The organism is Micromonospora sp. HM134 (genome assembly GCF_007833915.1).
Lineage (GTDB): Bacteria > Actinomycetota > Actinomycetes > Mycobacteriales > Micromonosporaceae > Micromonospora > Micromonospora wenchangensis.
In genome coordinates this window covers 5,234,266-5,249,234 of sequence record NZ_CP041061.1, presented here as the reverse complement: position 1 = coordinate 5,249,234, position 14,969 = coordinate 5,234,266, and the positions used below count along the sequence as shown (strand labels likewise).

12 protein-coding genes are annotated in these 14,969 nt (G+C 72.1%); 7 read left to right on the top strand and 5 right to left on the bottom strand.

What is annotated here, in order from left to right:
- Positions 1-69 precede the first annotated feature (69 nt).
- Positions 70-1,401, bottom strand: a complete 1,332-nt coding sequence (locus tag FJK98_RS22545; protein WP_145920778.1) for a glycosyltransferase family 4 protein — start codon at positions 1,399-1,401, stop codon at positions 70-72.
- Positions 1,402-1,543: 142 nt separating this feature from the next.
- Positions 1,544-3,484, bottom strand: coding sequence for an amylo-alpha-1,6-glucosidase (locus FJK98_RS22540; RefSeq protein ID WP_145920777.1), 1,941 nt, complete (start codon positions 3,482-3,484; stop codon positions 1,544-1,546).
- A gap of 45 nt (positions 3,485-3,529) precedes the next feature.
- Here FJK98_RS22540 and FJK98_RS22535 point away from each other — a divergent pair, with 45 nt between their 5' ends.
- From FJK98_RS22535 to FJK98_RS22525, 3 genes are all read left to right on the top strand, one after another.
- A complete protein-coding gene (locus FJK98_RS22535) occupies positions 3,530-6,268 on the top strand; it encodes a glucosidase (protein ID WP_145920776.1) in 2,739 nt (912 codons plus the stop codon).
- A 52-nt stretch (positions 6,269-6,320) separates the two neighbouring features.
- Positions 6,321-7,061 (top strand): HAD family hydrolase, encoded by a 741-nt coding sequence (locus FJK98_RS22530; RefSeq protein WP_145920775.1) that lies wholly within the window; start codon positions 6,321-6,323, stop codon positions 7,059-7,061.
- 424 nt (positions 7,062-7,485) lie between these two features.
- On the top strand, positions 7,486-8,190 hold the full coding sequence (locus FJK98_RS22525) for a L,D-transpeptidase (RefSeq protein WP_145920774.1): 705 nt from the start codon (positions 7,486-7,488) through the stop codon (positions 8,188-8,190).
- Positions 8,191-8,308: 118 nt separating this feature from the next.
- Here FJK98_RS22525 and FJK98_RS22520 read toward each other — a convergent pair whose 3' ends face one another.
- The 3 genes from FJK98_RS22520 to FJK98_RS22510 form a co-directional block, all read right to left on the bottom strand.
- On the bottom strand, positions 8,309-8,584 hold the full coding sequence (locus tag FJK98_RS22520; protein WP_088647566.1) for a hypothetical protein: 276 nt from the start codon (positions 8,582-8,584) through the stop codon (positions 8,309-8,311).
- A gap of 47 nt (positions 8,585-8,631) precedes the next feature.
- Positions 8,632-9,063 (bottom strand): hypothetical protein, encoded by a 432-nt coding sequence (locus FJK98_RS22515; RefSeq protein ID WP_145922941.1) that lies wholly within the window; start codon positions 9,061-9,063, stop codon positions 8,632-8,634.
- Between the two features lie 379 nt (positions 9,064-9,442).
- Positions 9,443-9,589 (bottom strand): DUF397 domain-containing protein, encoded by a 147-nt coding sequence (locus FJK98_RS22510; protein WP_145922940.1) that lies wholly within the window; start codon positions 9,587-9,589, stop codon positions 9,443-9,445.
- 584 nt (positions 9,590-10,173) lie between these two features.
- Here FJK98_RS22510 and FJK98_RS22500 point away from each other — a divergent pair.
- Genes FJK98_RS22500 through FJK98_RS22485 form a run of 4 tightly spaced genes read left to right on the top strand, consistent with a single transcriptional unit; the run spans position 10,174 to position 14,409 of the window.
- Positions 10,174-11,463, top strand: a complete 1,290-nt coding sequence (locus FJK98_RS22500) for an ABC transporter substrate-binding protein (RefSeq protein WP_145920773.1) — start codon at positions 10,174-10,176, stop codon at positions 11,461-11,463.
- Complete coding sequence (locus tag FJK98_RS22495) at positions 11,460-12,359, top strand: carbohydrate ABC transporter permease (protein WP_088647563.1); 900 nt, start codon at positions 11,460-11,462, stop codon at positions 12,357-12,359. Before FJK98_RS22500 ends, FJK98_RS22495 begins: the two co-directional genes overlap by 4 nt.
- Position 12,360: 1 nt before the next feature.
- Entirely contained in the window at positions 12,361-13,194 is an 834-nt protein-coding gene (locus tag FJK98_RS22490; RefSeq protein WP_145920772.1) for a carbohydrate ABC transporter permease, read from the top strand.
- A gap of 9 nt (positions 13,195-13,203) precedes the next feature.
- Positions 13,204-14,409: an ABC transporter ATP-binding protein gene (locus tag FJK98_RS22485; protein ID WP_145920771.1), complete on the top strand. Its 1,206-nt coding sequence runs from the start codon at positions 13,204-13,206 to the stop codon at positions 14,407-14,409.
- The last annotated feature ends 560 nt before the right edge of the window (positions 14,410-14,969 follow it).

Here is a 14,969-nt window from a genome sequence, read left to right as displayed (position 1 = left end):
ACCATCGGCCGAGGTACACCGTAGCCAATGGATCGGGGCGGACCTATCGGTTGTCAGGTCTCGATCCGGTCAGCAGGCCGCGCCGTCCCATGCCAGCAGGTTGCCCTCGGGGATGGTGATCCGTTGCCGGCCGCCGGCCAGCAGGCCCGCCGCCCGTCGGGCCTGGAAACCGCCGTGGTCGCGGCGGGCGGTGGCGTAGCTGCCCGCGGTGCGCGCGGCGATGGCCGCCCAGCCGTACCGCTCGCCGACCATGGTGCGGGCCCGCCGGGCCACCCGGCGGGCGAAGACCTCGTCGCCGATGAGCCGGTCGACCGCGCCGGCCAGCGCGCCCGGGTCGCTGTGCGGGAAGGTCACCCCGGTGACCCCGGGTTCGACGATCTCGGCGAGCCCGCCGGTGCTCGCCACGGCCAGCGGTGCGCCGGCCGCCGCCGCCTCCAGGGCGATCATGCCGAACGGTTCGTAGAGGCTCGGTACGACTGTCGCGTCGGTGGCGGCGAGCAGCGCCGGGAGTTGGCCGGCGTCGAGGAAGCCGGTGAACCGGACGCTGTCGCCGACGTGCAGCCGGCGTACCTGGTCGACCAGTTCGTCTTTGTACGGGCCGTCCCCGGCGATCACCACCCGCAGCCCCGGGTGCCGGTCGCGCAGGTGGGGTACGGCGTCGACGAGGTGCTGGACGCCCTTCTCGTAGACCAGCCGACCGGCGTAGCCGACCAGCGGGCCGTCCCCGGCGAACCGGGCGCGGGCCGAGGCGACCGCCCGGGGTCGGGCCCGGAAGGCCCGGTCGTCGACCCCGTTGGGCACCACGTCGACCCGCCCGGCGGGTACGTCGAACAGCTGGCTGACCTGGGCACGCATGTAGCCGGAGCAGGCGATCACCCGGGCCGAGGCGTTGCTGAGCCAGTGTTCGACGCCGTGGATGGTGCGGTTGAGTTCCCCGGGCAGCCAGCCCTGGTGCCGGCCGGCCTCGGTGGCGTGGATGGTGGTGACCAGCGGCAGGTCGAGGTGTTCGGCCAGGGTGACGGCGGTGTGCCCGACCAGCCAGTCGTGGGCGTGGATGACGTCGTAGCCGGCGGTGTCGGCGGCCCGCAGGGCGGTCCGGGTCAGGGTGTGGTTGAACGCCATCGTCCAGGCCAGCAGGGAGCCGGTGGCCAGCGGGAAGGTCACCGGGTCCTCGGGGGCGCGCAGGACGCGTACGCCGTCGGCGTACTCCTCCAGCGGCGCCCCGTCGGCGTGCCGGGTGACCACGGTGACCTCGTGCCCGGCGGCGGCCAGGGCGGTGGCCAGGGCGTGCACGTGCCGGCCGAGGCCGCCGACCAGCACCGGCGGGTACTCCCAGGACAGCATGAGCACCCGCTGGTGCCGGGCGGGGTGGATGTCGATCACGTCGGCGTCTGGTGACATGCGGCCCCCTTCGGGTGGTGTCCTGGGCGCGCGCCGGTGGGACACCATGAGGGTGTCCTGCGCTGGCCCGGGGTCGGGGCCAATCCTGCCGAGTGCTGGATAACCAGCGGAGACGCCACCGTTGCCGGTGTGTAACGCGTGCCTATCGGGCCCGTCGGACGCGGAGCAGCTCGGCCACCGACCACGCCTGGAACGGGCATCCGGTGGCGGCGTGCGGGGCGGTGGCGTCCGCCGTCTCACTCACCGACCCCAGACCGAATTCCGCCAGATGTCCGACCAGACCGACCAGCAGGTCGTCGGTGGGCAGCCCGGCCTTCCGGTACGCCTCGACGAACGGCCCGACCAGCCACGGCCAGACCGTCCCCTGGTGGTACGCGCCGTCCCGCTCGGCCGGCCCGCCCCGGTGCCGGGGCGCGAACTCCGGCGCGTCGGGGGCGAGACTGCGCGGCCCCAACGGGGTGAACAGCCCGGCCGCCACCCGACGCAGCGCCACCGGGTCCGGCTCCAACGGCGCGTACGGCAGCGACCAGGCGAGCAGCTGGTTGGGGCGCAGCAGGTCGTCGTCGTGGTGCGCCGCCCCACCCAGCGGGTACGCCGGGGCGGGCGCGTCCACCACGTCGTGCAGCCAGCCCGCCGGGGTGGGGAACCGCTTGCCGAACGCCTCCCGGGCCCGGTCGTGCAGCCGCCACAGCTCGTCCGGGTCCTGCCCGGCCAGCTCGGTCAGCTCCGCCAACCCGGCCAACCCGTTGATCCACAACGCGTTCACCTCGACCGGCTTGCCGACCCGGGGGGTCACCGGCACCCCGTACACCCGCGCGTCCATCCAGGTCAGCGCCGTGCCCGGGGTGCCACCCTGGGTGATCAGCCCGTCGGCCGGGTCGACGGCGATGCCGTACCGGGTGCCGGCCAGGTGCGCCCGCACCACCCCGTGCAGCGCCGGCAGCAGCTCGTCGCCCAGGTCGGTGTCGCCGGTGACGGTGACGTGCCGGCCGACCGCGTGCAGGAACCACAGCGTCGCGTCGACCGTGTTGTACTCCACCCGACCGGTGTCGGCGGTGTTCGCCAGCATCCCCTCCGACAGGGTCGCCGCGTACGCCCGCAGCAGCTCCCGCCCCTCGTCGGCCCGCCCGGTGCACAGGAACAACCCCTCGTACGAGGTCATCGTGTCCCGCGACCAGGCGCCGAACCAGGGGTACCCGGCCACCACGTCGGGCCCGGCGGGGGTGCGCACCACGAACGCGTCGGCGGCCAGCGCCAGGGTCGCGTCCACCGCGTCGGCCGGCTTCGCCGCCGCCACCACCGCCCGGTGCCGCTGCCGGGCCGCCGCCACCACCTGCGTCGCCGGGGGCGGCTCCTCGGCCAGGTCACCGGCCCAGGCCAGCACCGACACGGTGTCCCCGGGCTGCTCCAGCGCGCCGGAGAACCGCCCGGCGCACCACAGATCCTCGTCGGGGTGCAGCCCCCGGGCGGCCTCCTCGCGGTGGTGCACGCCCAGCCACCACTGCCCCTCGGGCGTCCAGTCCGGGCCGGCGAGGCGGAACGCGCCCTCGACCACCGCACCGCCGTCGGCCGGCTCCACCCGGGGCGTCGGCCCGTCGGCCCGCCGCTCGCCGTGCGCGTCGCGCCAGGTGCAGGCGGCCGACAGGTCCAGCCGGACCGGGCCGCCGGCCACCAGCCGGTGCACCACCGCCACGGCGGACCGGCCGTACGTCATGGCCAGCTCCCGCTCGATCACCACGTCGCCGATCCGCCACCGCCACCGGGGCAGCCCGTCGACCAGGTCGAACCGTTCCAGGTACTCGAAGCCGCGCGGGTCGACCACCCCGGAGTTCCACTCGTGCGCGCCGAGCCGGACCCGGGCCCCGGACGGCAGGACCACCGCCGGGTCGAGGCTGACCAGACCCACCCGGCGGGCGGCCGGGGTCTCCCCGGCGACCACCAGCAGACCGTGGTAGCGGCGGGTCCGCAGCCCGCTCACCGTGCCCATGGCGTACCCGCCGAGACCGTCGGTGACCAGCCATTCCCGGGTCGCCCCGTCGGCCAGTTCACCGCAGACCCCCGGCCCGAAACCGAACTCGATCAACTTCTTTCCTCCTGTGGCGGCGAGGTGTAACACGCCACGACGACAATGGCCGCTGTGGTCAAGTACCCCGGCGGCGTCGAAAATGTGCAGGTGTTCACCGACAGATCGCCCTCCGACGCCCCGTCCCCCGACGCCGAACGGCTCCGGCTCGCCCAGGCCGACGCCGGGGAGCAGGACTGGCGCGCATGGGGTCCCTATCTGTCCGAGCGGGCGTGGGGGACGGTACGGGAGGACTACAGCGAGCACGGCACGGCGTGGGACTACTTCCCCCACGACCACGCGCGGTCCAGAGCCTACCGGTGGAACGAGGACGGCATGGCGGGCGTCTGCGACGACCGGCAGACGTTCTGCTTCGCGCTGGCGCTGTGGAACGGGGTGGACCCGATCCTCAAGGAGCGGATGTTCGGCCTCGGCGGCGACGGCGGCAACCACGGCGAGGACGCCAAGGAATACTGGTGGTACCTCGACAGCACCCCCACCCACTCGTGGATGCGCTGGCGCTACCACTATCCGCAGGCCGCCTTCCCGTACGACGAGCTGGTCGCCGTCAACGCCCTGCGCGGCCGGGACGAGACCGAGTACGAGCTGGTCGACACCGGCATCTTCGACGACGACCGGTACTGGGCGGTCACCGTCGACTACGCCAAGGCGTCCCCGACCGACCTGTGCATCCTGATCACGGTCGCGAACCGGGCCGACGAGGCGGCCACCCTGCACGTGCTGCCGACGCTGTGGTTCCGCAACACCTGGGCCTGGGGCCCGCCCGGCGCGGACCGGGTGCCCCGGCTGGCCGGCGAGGGCGCCCGGCTCGTCGGCGAGCACTGGGTGCTGGGGCAGCTCCTGCTGGAGGGGGACGGCGAGCCGACCCCGCTGCTGTGCGACAACGACACCAACGCCGAGCGGCTGTGGGGGCTGGCCGGCCGGTCGCCGTACCCGAAGGACGGGATCAACGACCACGTGGTGGCCGGCGCGGCCACCGTCAACCCGGACCGGGAGGGGACCAAGGGCGCCCTGCACTACGTGCTGGAGGTGCCGGCCGGCGGGCAGCGGCAGATCCGGCTGCGGTTGACCCGCACCGCGCCGCCGCCCGGGGCCGCCGCGCCGCCCCCGGCGGAGCTGGGGGCCGGCTTCGACGCCGTGGTGTGGGCCCGGCGGGCCGAGGCGAACCGCTTCTTCGCCGGGGTGGTCCCGGCGGCGGCCAGCGCCGACGAGGCCCTGGTCGCCCGGCAGGCGATCGCCGGGCTGATGTGGGGCAAGCAGTTCTACCACTTCGACGTCAAGCGCTGGCTGGAGGGCGATCCGGGGTCGACGCCGCCGGCCGGCCGCCGGCACGGCCGCAACAGCGCCTGGTGGCACATGACCAGCTTCGACGTGATCTCCATGCCGGACCCGTGGGAATATCCCTGGTACGCCGCCTGGGACCTGGCCTTCCACTGCGTCACCATCGCCCGGGTCGACCCGGGCTTCGCCAAGGAGCAGGTGCTGCTCCTGCTCCGCGAGTGGTACCTGCACCCCAACGGCCAGATCCCGGCGTACGAGTGGGCGTTCGGTGACGTGAACCCGCCGGTGCACGCCTGGGCGGCGCTGAAGGTGTTCGAGATCGACGGCGCGCGCGACCACGAGTTCCTCGCCCGGGTGATGCACAAGCTGCTGCTCAACTTCACCTGGTGGGTCAACCGCAAGGACACCGGCGGCAACAACCTGTTCGAGGGCGGTTTCCTCGGGCTGGACAACGTCGGCCCGTTCGACCGTTCGGCCGCGCTGCCGGTGGCCGGGGTGCTGGAGCAGTCCGACGGCACCGGCTGGATGGCGATGTACGCCCTCAACCTGCTGGACATGGCGATCGTGCTGGCCGAGCACGACCGGGCGTACGTGGACACGGCGACGAAGTTCTTCGAGCACTTCGCGTACATCGCCGCCGCCGGCTACTCGCAGGGCCTGTGGGACGCCGAGGACGCGTTCTTCTACGACGTGCTGCGCCTCGCCGACGGCAGTCAGGTGCCGTTGAAGGTGCGTTCGGTGGTGGGGCTGCTGCCGTTGGCGGCCACCACCCGGCTGTCCGCGCGGACCCTGCAACGCCTGCCCGAGCTGGGGGCCCGGCTGCGCTGGTTCCTCAGCCAGCGCCCCGAGTACGCCGACGTGATCGGGGCCCGCCGGCTCGGCCCGGACGGCCGCCAGCAGCGGCTGCTGTCCATGGTCGGCCCGGAGCAGGTGGTCCGGCTGCTGGCCCGGATGCTCGACCCCGACGAGTTCCTCTCCGACTACGGCCTGCGCACGCTGAGCCGGGCCCACCTGGACAAGCCGTTCGCGGTCGACCTGGGCGGGCAGGAGTTCTGCGTCGGCTACGAGCCGGCCGAGTCGACCAGCGGGTTGTTCGGCGGCAACTCCAACTGGCGTGGCCCGATCTGGATGCCGACGAACTTCCTGCTGATCAGCGCGCTGCGCGACTACGCCGCGTTCTTCGGCGACGATCTCCAGGTGGAGTACCCGACCCGGTCGGGGCGCAAGTGCACCCTCGACGAGATCGCCGACGACCTGTCCGCCCGGTTGATCTCCCTGTTCACCCGGGACGGCTGGGGCCGCCGGCCGATCTACGGCGCGTGTCAGCTCTTCCAGACCCATCCCGACTGGCGGGACCTGATCGCGTTCCCCGAGTACTTCCACGGCGACAACGGCGCGGGCCTCGGGGCCTGGCACCAGACCGGGTGGACGGCGCTGGTGGCCGACCTGATCCTGACCCTGCGCCGGGACAACCCGGATGTGCCGGGCGGGCCGGGCCGCTAGCGTGTCCGTCGGCCGCCCGGCCGGGCGGCCGACGGATCGGGGAGGGGCCGGGATGGGTGCGGATGTGACCGGGGCGACGTCGGACGGGGCCGGGACGGTCGCCGGTGGGCGCGCGACGACGTTGATCTTCGACGCCGACGACACGCTGTGGGAGAACAACGTCCTGTTCGAGCGGGTGATCGACGACTTCCTGGACTGGCTCGACCACCCCACCCTCGACCGGGCCCAGATCCGTACCGTGCTCGACGACATCGAGCGGGCCAACGCGGTGGCCCACGGCTACGGCAGCAAGGTGTTCCTGCGCAGCCTCGGCGAGTGCCTGGAGCGGCTGCGGGAACGCCCGGCCACCGACGGGGAACGCGCGGACATCGACCGGCTGGCCACCGCGCTGGTCAACCACCAGGTCGAGCTGATGCCCGGGGTCGCCGACACCCTCGACGCCCTGGCCACCCGCTACGACCTGCTGCTGCTGACCAAGGGGGACCGGGAGGAGCAGCAGCGCAAGCTGGACGCCTGCGGCCTGCTGCACCACTTCGGCGCGGCGCACATCGTGCCCGAGAAGGACACCGGCACCTACCGCTGGCTGGCCCGGGAGCACGGCTTCGCCCCGGCCCAGGCCTGGATGATCGGCAACTCCCCGAAGTCGGACATCCTGCCGGCGCGGGCGGCGGGGATGCGGGCGGTGTTCATCCCCAACGAGAACACCTGGGTGCTGGAGGACGACGACCTCGACCCGGCCGACACCGGGGTGATGCGGCTGGCCGCCTTCCCCGATCTGCTCGCCCACTTCTGAGAGCCAACAGCGTCCGTCCGGCGGCCCGCGTCACGTCGGGATGCCGCAATTGCGCCCCGGCGGGAATCACCTGCGCGGCCCCGGTGACCTGCTTGCCCGGCCACCCGGCGGCTGCCTAACCTGGGCCGGCGTTCACGACCGATCGGGGTGGTCGGGAACGCGCCGAAGTCCGGCACCGGGGCACCGGGGAGCTGAGTGCCGGCGGGCCTGGTCCGTGTGCCGGGCCCGACGGTAGCGGCCTGACCCGCCCGTCGCGTCCGCACCGGCGCGAACCGCTGCCGGGCCGGACGGCTGGCGGTCAGGGTCGGGGAGTTGCGGACCCGACCCTGACCCAACCATCCGTGCCACGCGCCCCGCCGGGCGGAGCACCGGCCCCGGGGCGGCGGGGCGTCGCCGGACCGCCGACGGTGCGATCATGGGCGGAATGCGGACCTCATCCGGGACGGACGGGCGCGACACGGACCCGGCGGCGGGCCGGGGACGGCCGGTCCCGCCACCGAACCGGGCCTCCCGGTTGACCACCCTGCCCGCCGCGACCCGGCAGGTCGTCATCGTCACCGGCTCCGGTTACCCGACCACCTACGCCACCCTGGAGACGTTCCACCGGGCGGGCGGCCACTGGGTGCCGGTCTCCGCCCCGCTCGCCGCCCGGGTGGGCGCGAAGGGCTTCAGCGACCACCACACCGAGGGGGTGGCGACCACCCCGACCGGCGTGTACGCGTTCGGCCCCACCATGTACGGCATCGCCGCCGACCCGGGCGTACGTTTCCCGTACCACCGGGTGGTCACGAACGACTGGTGGAACGAGAACCCCGACTCGCCGGCCTACAACACGTTCCAGCACAGCACCACGAACCCGGGCGGTTACAGCGAGGCGCTGTGGCGGGAGGTTCCGGCGTACACCCATTTCGCGGTGATCACCTACAACATGCCGCCGCACGTGGCCAAGCCGGTGCCCGGCGCCGGCAGCGGCATCTTCCTGCACGAGTTCAGCACCGCAGCCGGCGGTCCGACCGCCGGCTGCGTCAGCCTGTCCCACGCCGACCTGGTGTCGGTGCTGCGCTGGCTGGACCCACGGCACGCCCCGCGCATCGTGATCTGCCCGGCGGCCAACCTCGGCCGCTACTGACCGACCGGGCCTCGGCATCGGTCGGTTCGTCGCCGGGCCGCCGGTCGGTGGACCCCGGCGTCGACGTCCCGGTGGCGGCGGGCCCGGCCGGGACGCCGACCCCGCCCGCCGCCCGGGTTCAGGAGATCTCGTTGCGGACGATCGCCACCGCGACCCGGCAGAACTCGTCCATGTCGGGGCGGAAGCCGGCGGCGATGTCCGGGTGCAGCCCGGAACGGGTCTCGTCGAGCAGCCGTTGGCAGACCTGCTCGACCGGTTCGCCCGCGTAGCTGGCGCGGACCCGGTCGGTGGCGGCCTGCAGGGCCGAGGTCAGCTGATCCTCCAGCGGGCCGCGCAGCTTCTGCTGCACCGGGTCGAGCCCGCGCGGGTCGAGCGTGACATGTGGCTCCGACATCGGTGCTCCCTTCGTCGGCGTCCGCGGTACCCCACCGCGGGCGTCGGTCAAACCACGGCTGGCGCGGCGGCCACCCGGACCTGGTACGAGAGGTTCTCCGCCGGTTCCTCCCGGTACGACAACCGGCGGATCTGCCGGTCGTCGGCGTAGAGCGCGACGTCGACCAGGACCCCGAGGTGGGCCAACCCGATGTTCGCCACCCGTTTCTTGTCCTGGAGCACCGCGCACACCCCGCCCAGCAGGGTGCTGGCGTCGGAGGTGCGGTGCCCGGGTGGGCACCGCAGGATCAGGTCGACCTCGACCGGCCCGGCCAGCGGCGTCCAGCCGGTCTGCTGGGCCGCGGCGCAGGCCGCTTCGAGTAGGGCGCGTACCCTCGTCGCCTGCCGATGGCCGGCGGCGAAGATGGACAGCGCCTCGGTTTTCACCGGTGGCAGGCCGCTCACCTCGAACGTCAGGGCGAGAGCGCGGGTGTCCTGCACCACGGGGCACCTCCTCGTTGAGGACGATCCTGCCCGGACCGGTAGGCGCGCAGTGGGAGTTCGCGGGAGAACCCACCGAACGGGCAGGCTGATGTCGGCCGGAGGCGTATCGACTACGACGGCGACGCGCTGGCTTGGTGGAGTGAGTGCGTCAACGCTAGTGCACGCGGCACGCCCGGGGACAGCCCACCGCGCCCGCCATCCGGACAGTCGTGGACAGCCGACGGGACGCGCGATGCCGGTCGGGACGCGCGATGCCCGCCGGGACGGGGGCGGCGCGGTTGATCGACTTCTTGGGGCCGATGCTGCGGTGTCCGTCGCACCTCGATACCGCTGTACCGCCCCAACTGAGTCGATCTAGCCCGGTCGGCCGGCCGGGTCAGTGCCGCTTGGCGTAGCCGACGAACGCGGTCCAGGCCTTACGGTCGAAGTGGAGGGTGCCGCCCTCGCGGTCCTTGGTGTCGCGCACCAGCACCCGGCCGGGCAGGTTGTCGGCGACTCGAACGCGATCCACTCCCGCAGCCAGGTGGGCTCGGCGTCGAGCCGACCCAACCGGTCCAGCATCCGCAGGAAGCGCCCGCCGGTGTCGTGGTGGCCGTCGACGGCCTTCATGATCCTTCGTGGGCGCCCGGCCGCCGGTCCCGCACGTCGCGATGCGCCCGCTGTGGCGGTGCCGCAACTGTGGCCGGGAGTGACCCTGCCAGCCGGCCGAGCTCGCCCTGCTCACCGAGTACCGCAGGGACCGCACCGGGCTGCTGGTCTACCTCGGCACCCTGATGCACGAGGCGACCAACCAGCTCGCCCAACTGCACCCGGAGCACCCGCCGGCCCGGATGACCGAACGTTTCCTGTCCTGGGCCGGGGCCCGGCGCTGAAACCGCCCGCACGGGCACGACCCGGACGCCGGTGACGCCTGCGCGGTGGGCCCGGCCCCACCCGCCCCGACTCCGGTTACCGACAGGTTTCACGACTTCGCAGGTCGGGCAGTGTAGGCGCACGCAACACCCCGGGGCGGCGCGTTTCCGCACTTCACCGGCCCGGTAACGGATTGCCGTGCACCGGGGCACGGGTTGACCTCCCCGGTTTTCGCCGAAGAGAGGGGGAGGGGCGATGACGGACCCCGGAACGGCCCGACACCGGCGTCGGCCGGCGCTCCGGGCCGGGGCGGCCGCCGCCGCGCTGGCGCTGGTCGCGCCACTGGCCGCGTGCGGCACCGACGACGGTGGCGGTGGTACGCCCACGATCAACCTGTACTACCCGCCCGAGCAGAACCTGCAGAAGGTGGTCGACGACTGCAACACCCGCGCCGAGGGGCGCTACAAGATCGCCTACCGGGTGCTGCCCCGGCAGGCCGACGACCAGCGCGTGCAGCTCGTCCGCCGGCTGGCCGCCGAGGACACCGGGATGGACGTGCTCGGCCTCGACGTCACCTGGACCCAGGAGTTCGCCAGCGCCAAGTGGATCCGCGAGTGGACCGGCCAGGACAAGGCCGAGGTCGAACAGGGCACCCTCGCCGGCCCGCTGGACACCGCCCGGTACGAGGACAAGCTCTACGGGGCCCCGAAGAACACCAACGTTCAGCTGCTCTGGTACCGCAGTGACCTCGTCCCGCAGGCCCCGGCCACCTGGGACGACATGATCACCGCCGCCAAGGACCTCAAGGGGCAGGGCAAGCCGTACCAGGTGCTCACCATGGGCGCGCAGTACGAGGGCCTGGTAGTGCTCTACAACACCCTGGCCGAGAGCGCCGGCGGCAAGATCCTCAGCGACGACGGCAAGAAGGCCGTGATGGACTCCGGCACGGTCAAGGCCCTCGACCAGCTCCAGCGGTTCGCCACGTCGGGCGTGACGTCGCCGTCGTTCAGCAACTCCACCGAGGACCCGGTCCGGCTGGACTTCCAGTCCGGCAACGGCGCGTTCCAGGTCAACTGGCCCTTCGTCTACCCGGCGTTGCAGGAGGCCGACCCGGAGTTGGCCAAGAAGGTCAAGTGGGCCCGGGTGCCCGGCATCGACGCGAACACCCCCAGCAAGGTCACCATCGGCGGGGTCAACATGGCGGTCAGCGCCTACTCCAAGCACCCCACCGAGTCGTTCGAGGCGGCGAAGTGCCTCCGGGACGCCAGGAACCAGAAGTTCTCCGCGATCAACGACGGGGTGCCCCCGACCATCGAGGCGGTCTACGACGACCCGGAGATGGACGAGGCGTACCCGATGAAGGAGACCATCCTGGAGGAGCTGAAGGAGCCGGCGGTCCGCCCGCTGACCCCCGCGTACCAGAGCATCTCCACGGTCATGTCGGCGATCCTGTCGCCGCCGTCGGCGATCCGGCCGGAGCAGACCGCCAAGGAACTGCGCGAGGCGATCTCCGACGCGCTCCAGTCCAAGGGGGTCCTGCCGTGAGCCGGCGCGCCCCGCTGAGCGAGAACAAGAAGGCCGAACGGAAGCTGGGCTGGCTGCTCTGCGCCCCGGCCGCGCTGGTCATGGTGCTGGTCACCGCGTACCCGATCATCTATTCGGTCTGGTTGTCGTTGCAGCGCTTCGACCTGCGCTTCCCCGACCAGCGCGAGTTCATCGGGCTGGAGAACTACGTCACCGTGCTCACCAACGAGTTCTGGTGGACCGCGTTCGGGGTGACCATGCTGATCACGGTGGTCACCGTCGCGGTGGAACTGGTGCTCGGCATGGGGCTGGCCCTGGTCATGCACCGCACCCTGGTCGGCCGGGGCATCGTGCGGACCGCCGCGCTCATCCCCTACGGCATCGTCACGGTCGTCGCCGCGTTCTCCTGGCGGTACGCCTGGACGCCCGGCACCGGCTACCTGGCCAACCTGTTCGACGGCAGCGCCCCGCTGACCGAACGGGCCAGCTCGCTGGCGATCATCATGCTGGCCGAGATCTGGAAGACCACCCCGTTCATGGCCCTGCTGCTGATGGCCGGGCTGGCGCTGGTGCCGGAGGACCTGCTCAAGGCGGCCTCCACCGACGGGGCGACGGCCTGGCAGCGGTTCACCAAGGTGATGCTGCCGGTGATGAAGCCGGCCATCCTCGTCGCGCTGCTGTTCCGCACCCTGGACGCGTTCCGGGTCTTCGACAACATCTTCGTGCTCACCAACGGCGGCAACGAGACCTCGTCGGTGTCGATGCTCGCCTACAACAACCTGATCCGGGGGCTCAACCTCGGCATCGGCTCCACGATGTCCGTGCTGATCTTCATCACGGTGGCGATCATCGCGTTCGTCTTCGTGAAGCTGTTCGGCACCGCTGCCCCGGGCAGCGACGACGGGGAGAGGCGCTGACATGGCCGACACCACCACCCGGGCGAAGCTGCGCTGGGGCCTGATCGACGTCATCGTCGTCGTGTTCGCCCTGGTCCCGGTGCTCTGGATCGCCTCACTGTCGTTCAAGACTCCGGCCACCCTCACCGACGGCAAGTTCTGGCCGAGGGAGTGGACGCTCGACAACTACAAGACCATCTTCGACACCGACCAGTTCGTCCGGGCCCTGGTCAACTCGATCGGCATCGCCCTGATCGCCACGCTGATCGCGGTGGTGCTCGGCGCGATGGCCGCGTACGCGATCAGCCGGCTGGACTTCCCCGGCAAGCGCCTGCTGGTCGGGGTGTCCCTGCTGATCGCGATGTTCCCGCAGGTGTCGCTGGTGTCGCCGCTGTTCGAGATCGAACGGCAGCTCGGCCTCTTCGACACCTGGCCGGGGCTGATCCTGCCGTACATCACCTTCGCCCTGCCGCTGGCGATCTACACGCTGTCGGCGTTCTTCAAGCAGATCCCGTGGGACCTGGAGAAGGCGGCGAAGATGGACGGCGCCACCCAGGGGCAGGCGTTCCGCCGGGTCATCGCCCCGCTGGCCGCGCCGGGGCTGTTCACCACGGCGATCCTGGTCTTCATCTTCTGCTGGAACGACTTCCTGTTCGCCATCACGCTCACCTCGACCGAGCGGGCCCGGACGGTGCCGGTGGCGCTGTCGTTCTTCACCGGCGAGTCGCAGTTCGAGGACCCCACCGGGGCGATCTGCGCCGCCGCCGTGGTGATCACCATTCCGATCATCGCGTTCGTGCTGTTCTTCCAGCGCCGCATCGTCTCCGGTCTGACCTCCGGCGCCGTCAAGGGATAGGTGACAACAATGGCTGACATCGTGCTGGACAAGGTGAGCAAGAGTTTCCCCGACGGCACCGTGGCGGTGCAGGACGTCGACCTGGAGATCGCCGACGGCGAGTTCGTCATCCTGGTCGGCCCGTCCGGGTGCGGGAAGTCCACCACCCTCAACATGATCGCCGGGCTGGAGGACATCAGCTCCGGGGAACTGCGCATCGGCGGGGAACGGGTCAACGACAAGGCCCCCCGGGACCGGGACATCGCGATGGTGTTCCAGTCGTACGCGCTCTACCCGAACATGACCGTGCGGGAGAACATGGCGTTCCCGCTGCGGCTGGCCAAGCTCGACAAGGAGACCATCACCGCCAAGGTGGACGAGGCGGCGAAGGTGCTGGAGCTGACCCCGCTGCTGGACCGCAAGCCGGCGAACCTCTCCGGTGGGCAGCGGCAGCGGGTGGCGATGGGCCGGGCCATCGTCCGGCAGCCCAAGGCTTTCCTGATGGACGAGCCGCTGTCCAACCTGGACGCCAAGCTGCGGGTGCAGATGCGCACGGTGGTGTCCCGGTTGCAGAAGAAGCTCGGCACCACCACCGTCTACGTGACCCACGACCAGACCGAGGCGATGACCCTCGGCGACCGCGTGGTGATCATGCGGGGCGGCGCGATCCAGCAGGTCGGCCCGCCCCAGGAGCTGTACGACCACCCCCGCAACCTGTTCGTCGCCGGGTTCATCGGCTCCCCGTCGATGAACTTCCTGCACGCCGCCGTCGAGGACGGGAAGCTGCGTACCGCCCTGGGTGACGTGCCGATCGGCGAGCGCATCCGCCGTGAACTGGAGGGGGCCGACGCGCCCCGGGAGCTGATCCTGGGCATCCGCCCCGAGCACTTCGAGGACGCCGAGCTGATCGACGACGAGGCGCGGGCCCGGGGCATGGAGTTCACCGCCCCCGCCGAGATCGTCGAGTCGATGGGCTCCGACAAGTACGTCTACTTCACCGTCGAGGGGCAGCGGGCCAGCGCCGCCGAGCTGGAGGAGCTGGCCGCCGACGCCGGGGCCGACTTCAGCGGCGGCGGGGGCAACCTGGTGACCCGGTTGTCGGCCGAGTCGCCGGTGCAGGAGGGCGAGGACCGGCGGGTCTGGTTCAACCTGGAGAAGATCCACCTGTTCGACCCGTCGACCGGCCGGAACCTGACGCTGCACGAGGGCCGGTCGGCCGGCGCGCTCGGCGACTGACAGCCCGCCCCCATCACCCCGGATCGGTGGCCGCACGCCCACCCGGCCCCCGGCGGCGTGCGCCCACCGGTCCGCGGACCCTGCTCTGCTGCCCTACTGCTCCGCCGCCCAGGTGGCCCGCTGCTCCGCGCCGCCCTGCTGCTCTGCCGCCCCGCGCCGCCCGCTGCCTCGGTGCCCCTCAGGTGTCCGGCCTCCCGCCCGTCGCCGGACCCGGCCCACCCTCCTGTCTCGTCGCCCGCCCGTCTGCCCGCTCACCCACCCGTGCCCATCGACACGGACAGTGACGTTATGCCTGGGCGCACCACATCACCTCCGGACGCTTTGCTCTGCTGCCGTCGACGCGACAGCTACTCGTCGTGGCTGTCGCGTCGGGGGCAGCAGAGCAAAGTCTCCGTGAGGGGTTGGTGGCGGTCGGCGGGGTGTTGCGACGAAAGTGCAGCTCAAGGGCAATTTGCTCGTTCCGCTGAGGTGCTGGCCCGGGTGGTGGCGGATGACCGACGGTCGCTCTCGGTGACAAGAATCGCTGGTAGCGCAGGGTGACCGGGTGTGGCCTGGCGTCA

Bases quoted from the DNA above. Each gene is read 5' to 3' on its own strand.
- FJK98_RS22545 (WP_145920778.1), bottom strand. From the start codon at position 1,401: ATGTCACCAGACGCCGACGTGATCGACATCCACCCCGCCCGGCACCAG.
- FJK98_RS22535 (WP_145920776.1), top strand. From the start codon at position 3,530: ATGGCCGCTGTGGTCAAGTACCCCGGCGGCGTCGAAAATGTGCAGGTG.
- FJK98_RS22530 (WP_145920775.1), top strand. From the start codon at position 6,321: ATGGGTGCGGATGTGACCGGGGCGACGTCGGACGGGGCCGGGACGGTC.
- FJK98_RS22525 (WP_145920774.1), top strand. From the start codon at position 7,486: ATGCGGACCTCATCCGGGACGGACGGGCGCGACACGGACCCGGCGGCG.
- FJK98_RS22520 (WP_088647566.1), bottom strand. From the start codon at position 8,584: ATGTCGGAGCCACATGTCACGCTCGACCCGCGCGGGCTCGACCCGGTG.
- FJK98_RS22500 (WP_145920773.1), top strand. From the start codon at position 10,174: ATGACGGACCCCGGAACGGCCCGACACCGGCGTCGGCCGGCGCTCCGG.
- FJK98_RS22490 (WP_145920772.1), top strand. From the start codon at position 12,361: ATGGCCGACACCACCACCCGGGCGAAGCTGCGCTGGGGCCTGATCGAC.
- FJK98_RS22485 (WP_145920771.1), top strand. From the start codon at position 13,204: ATGGCTGACATCGTGCTGGACAAGGTGAGCAAGAGTTTCCCCGACGGC.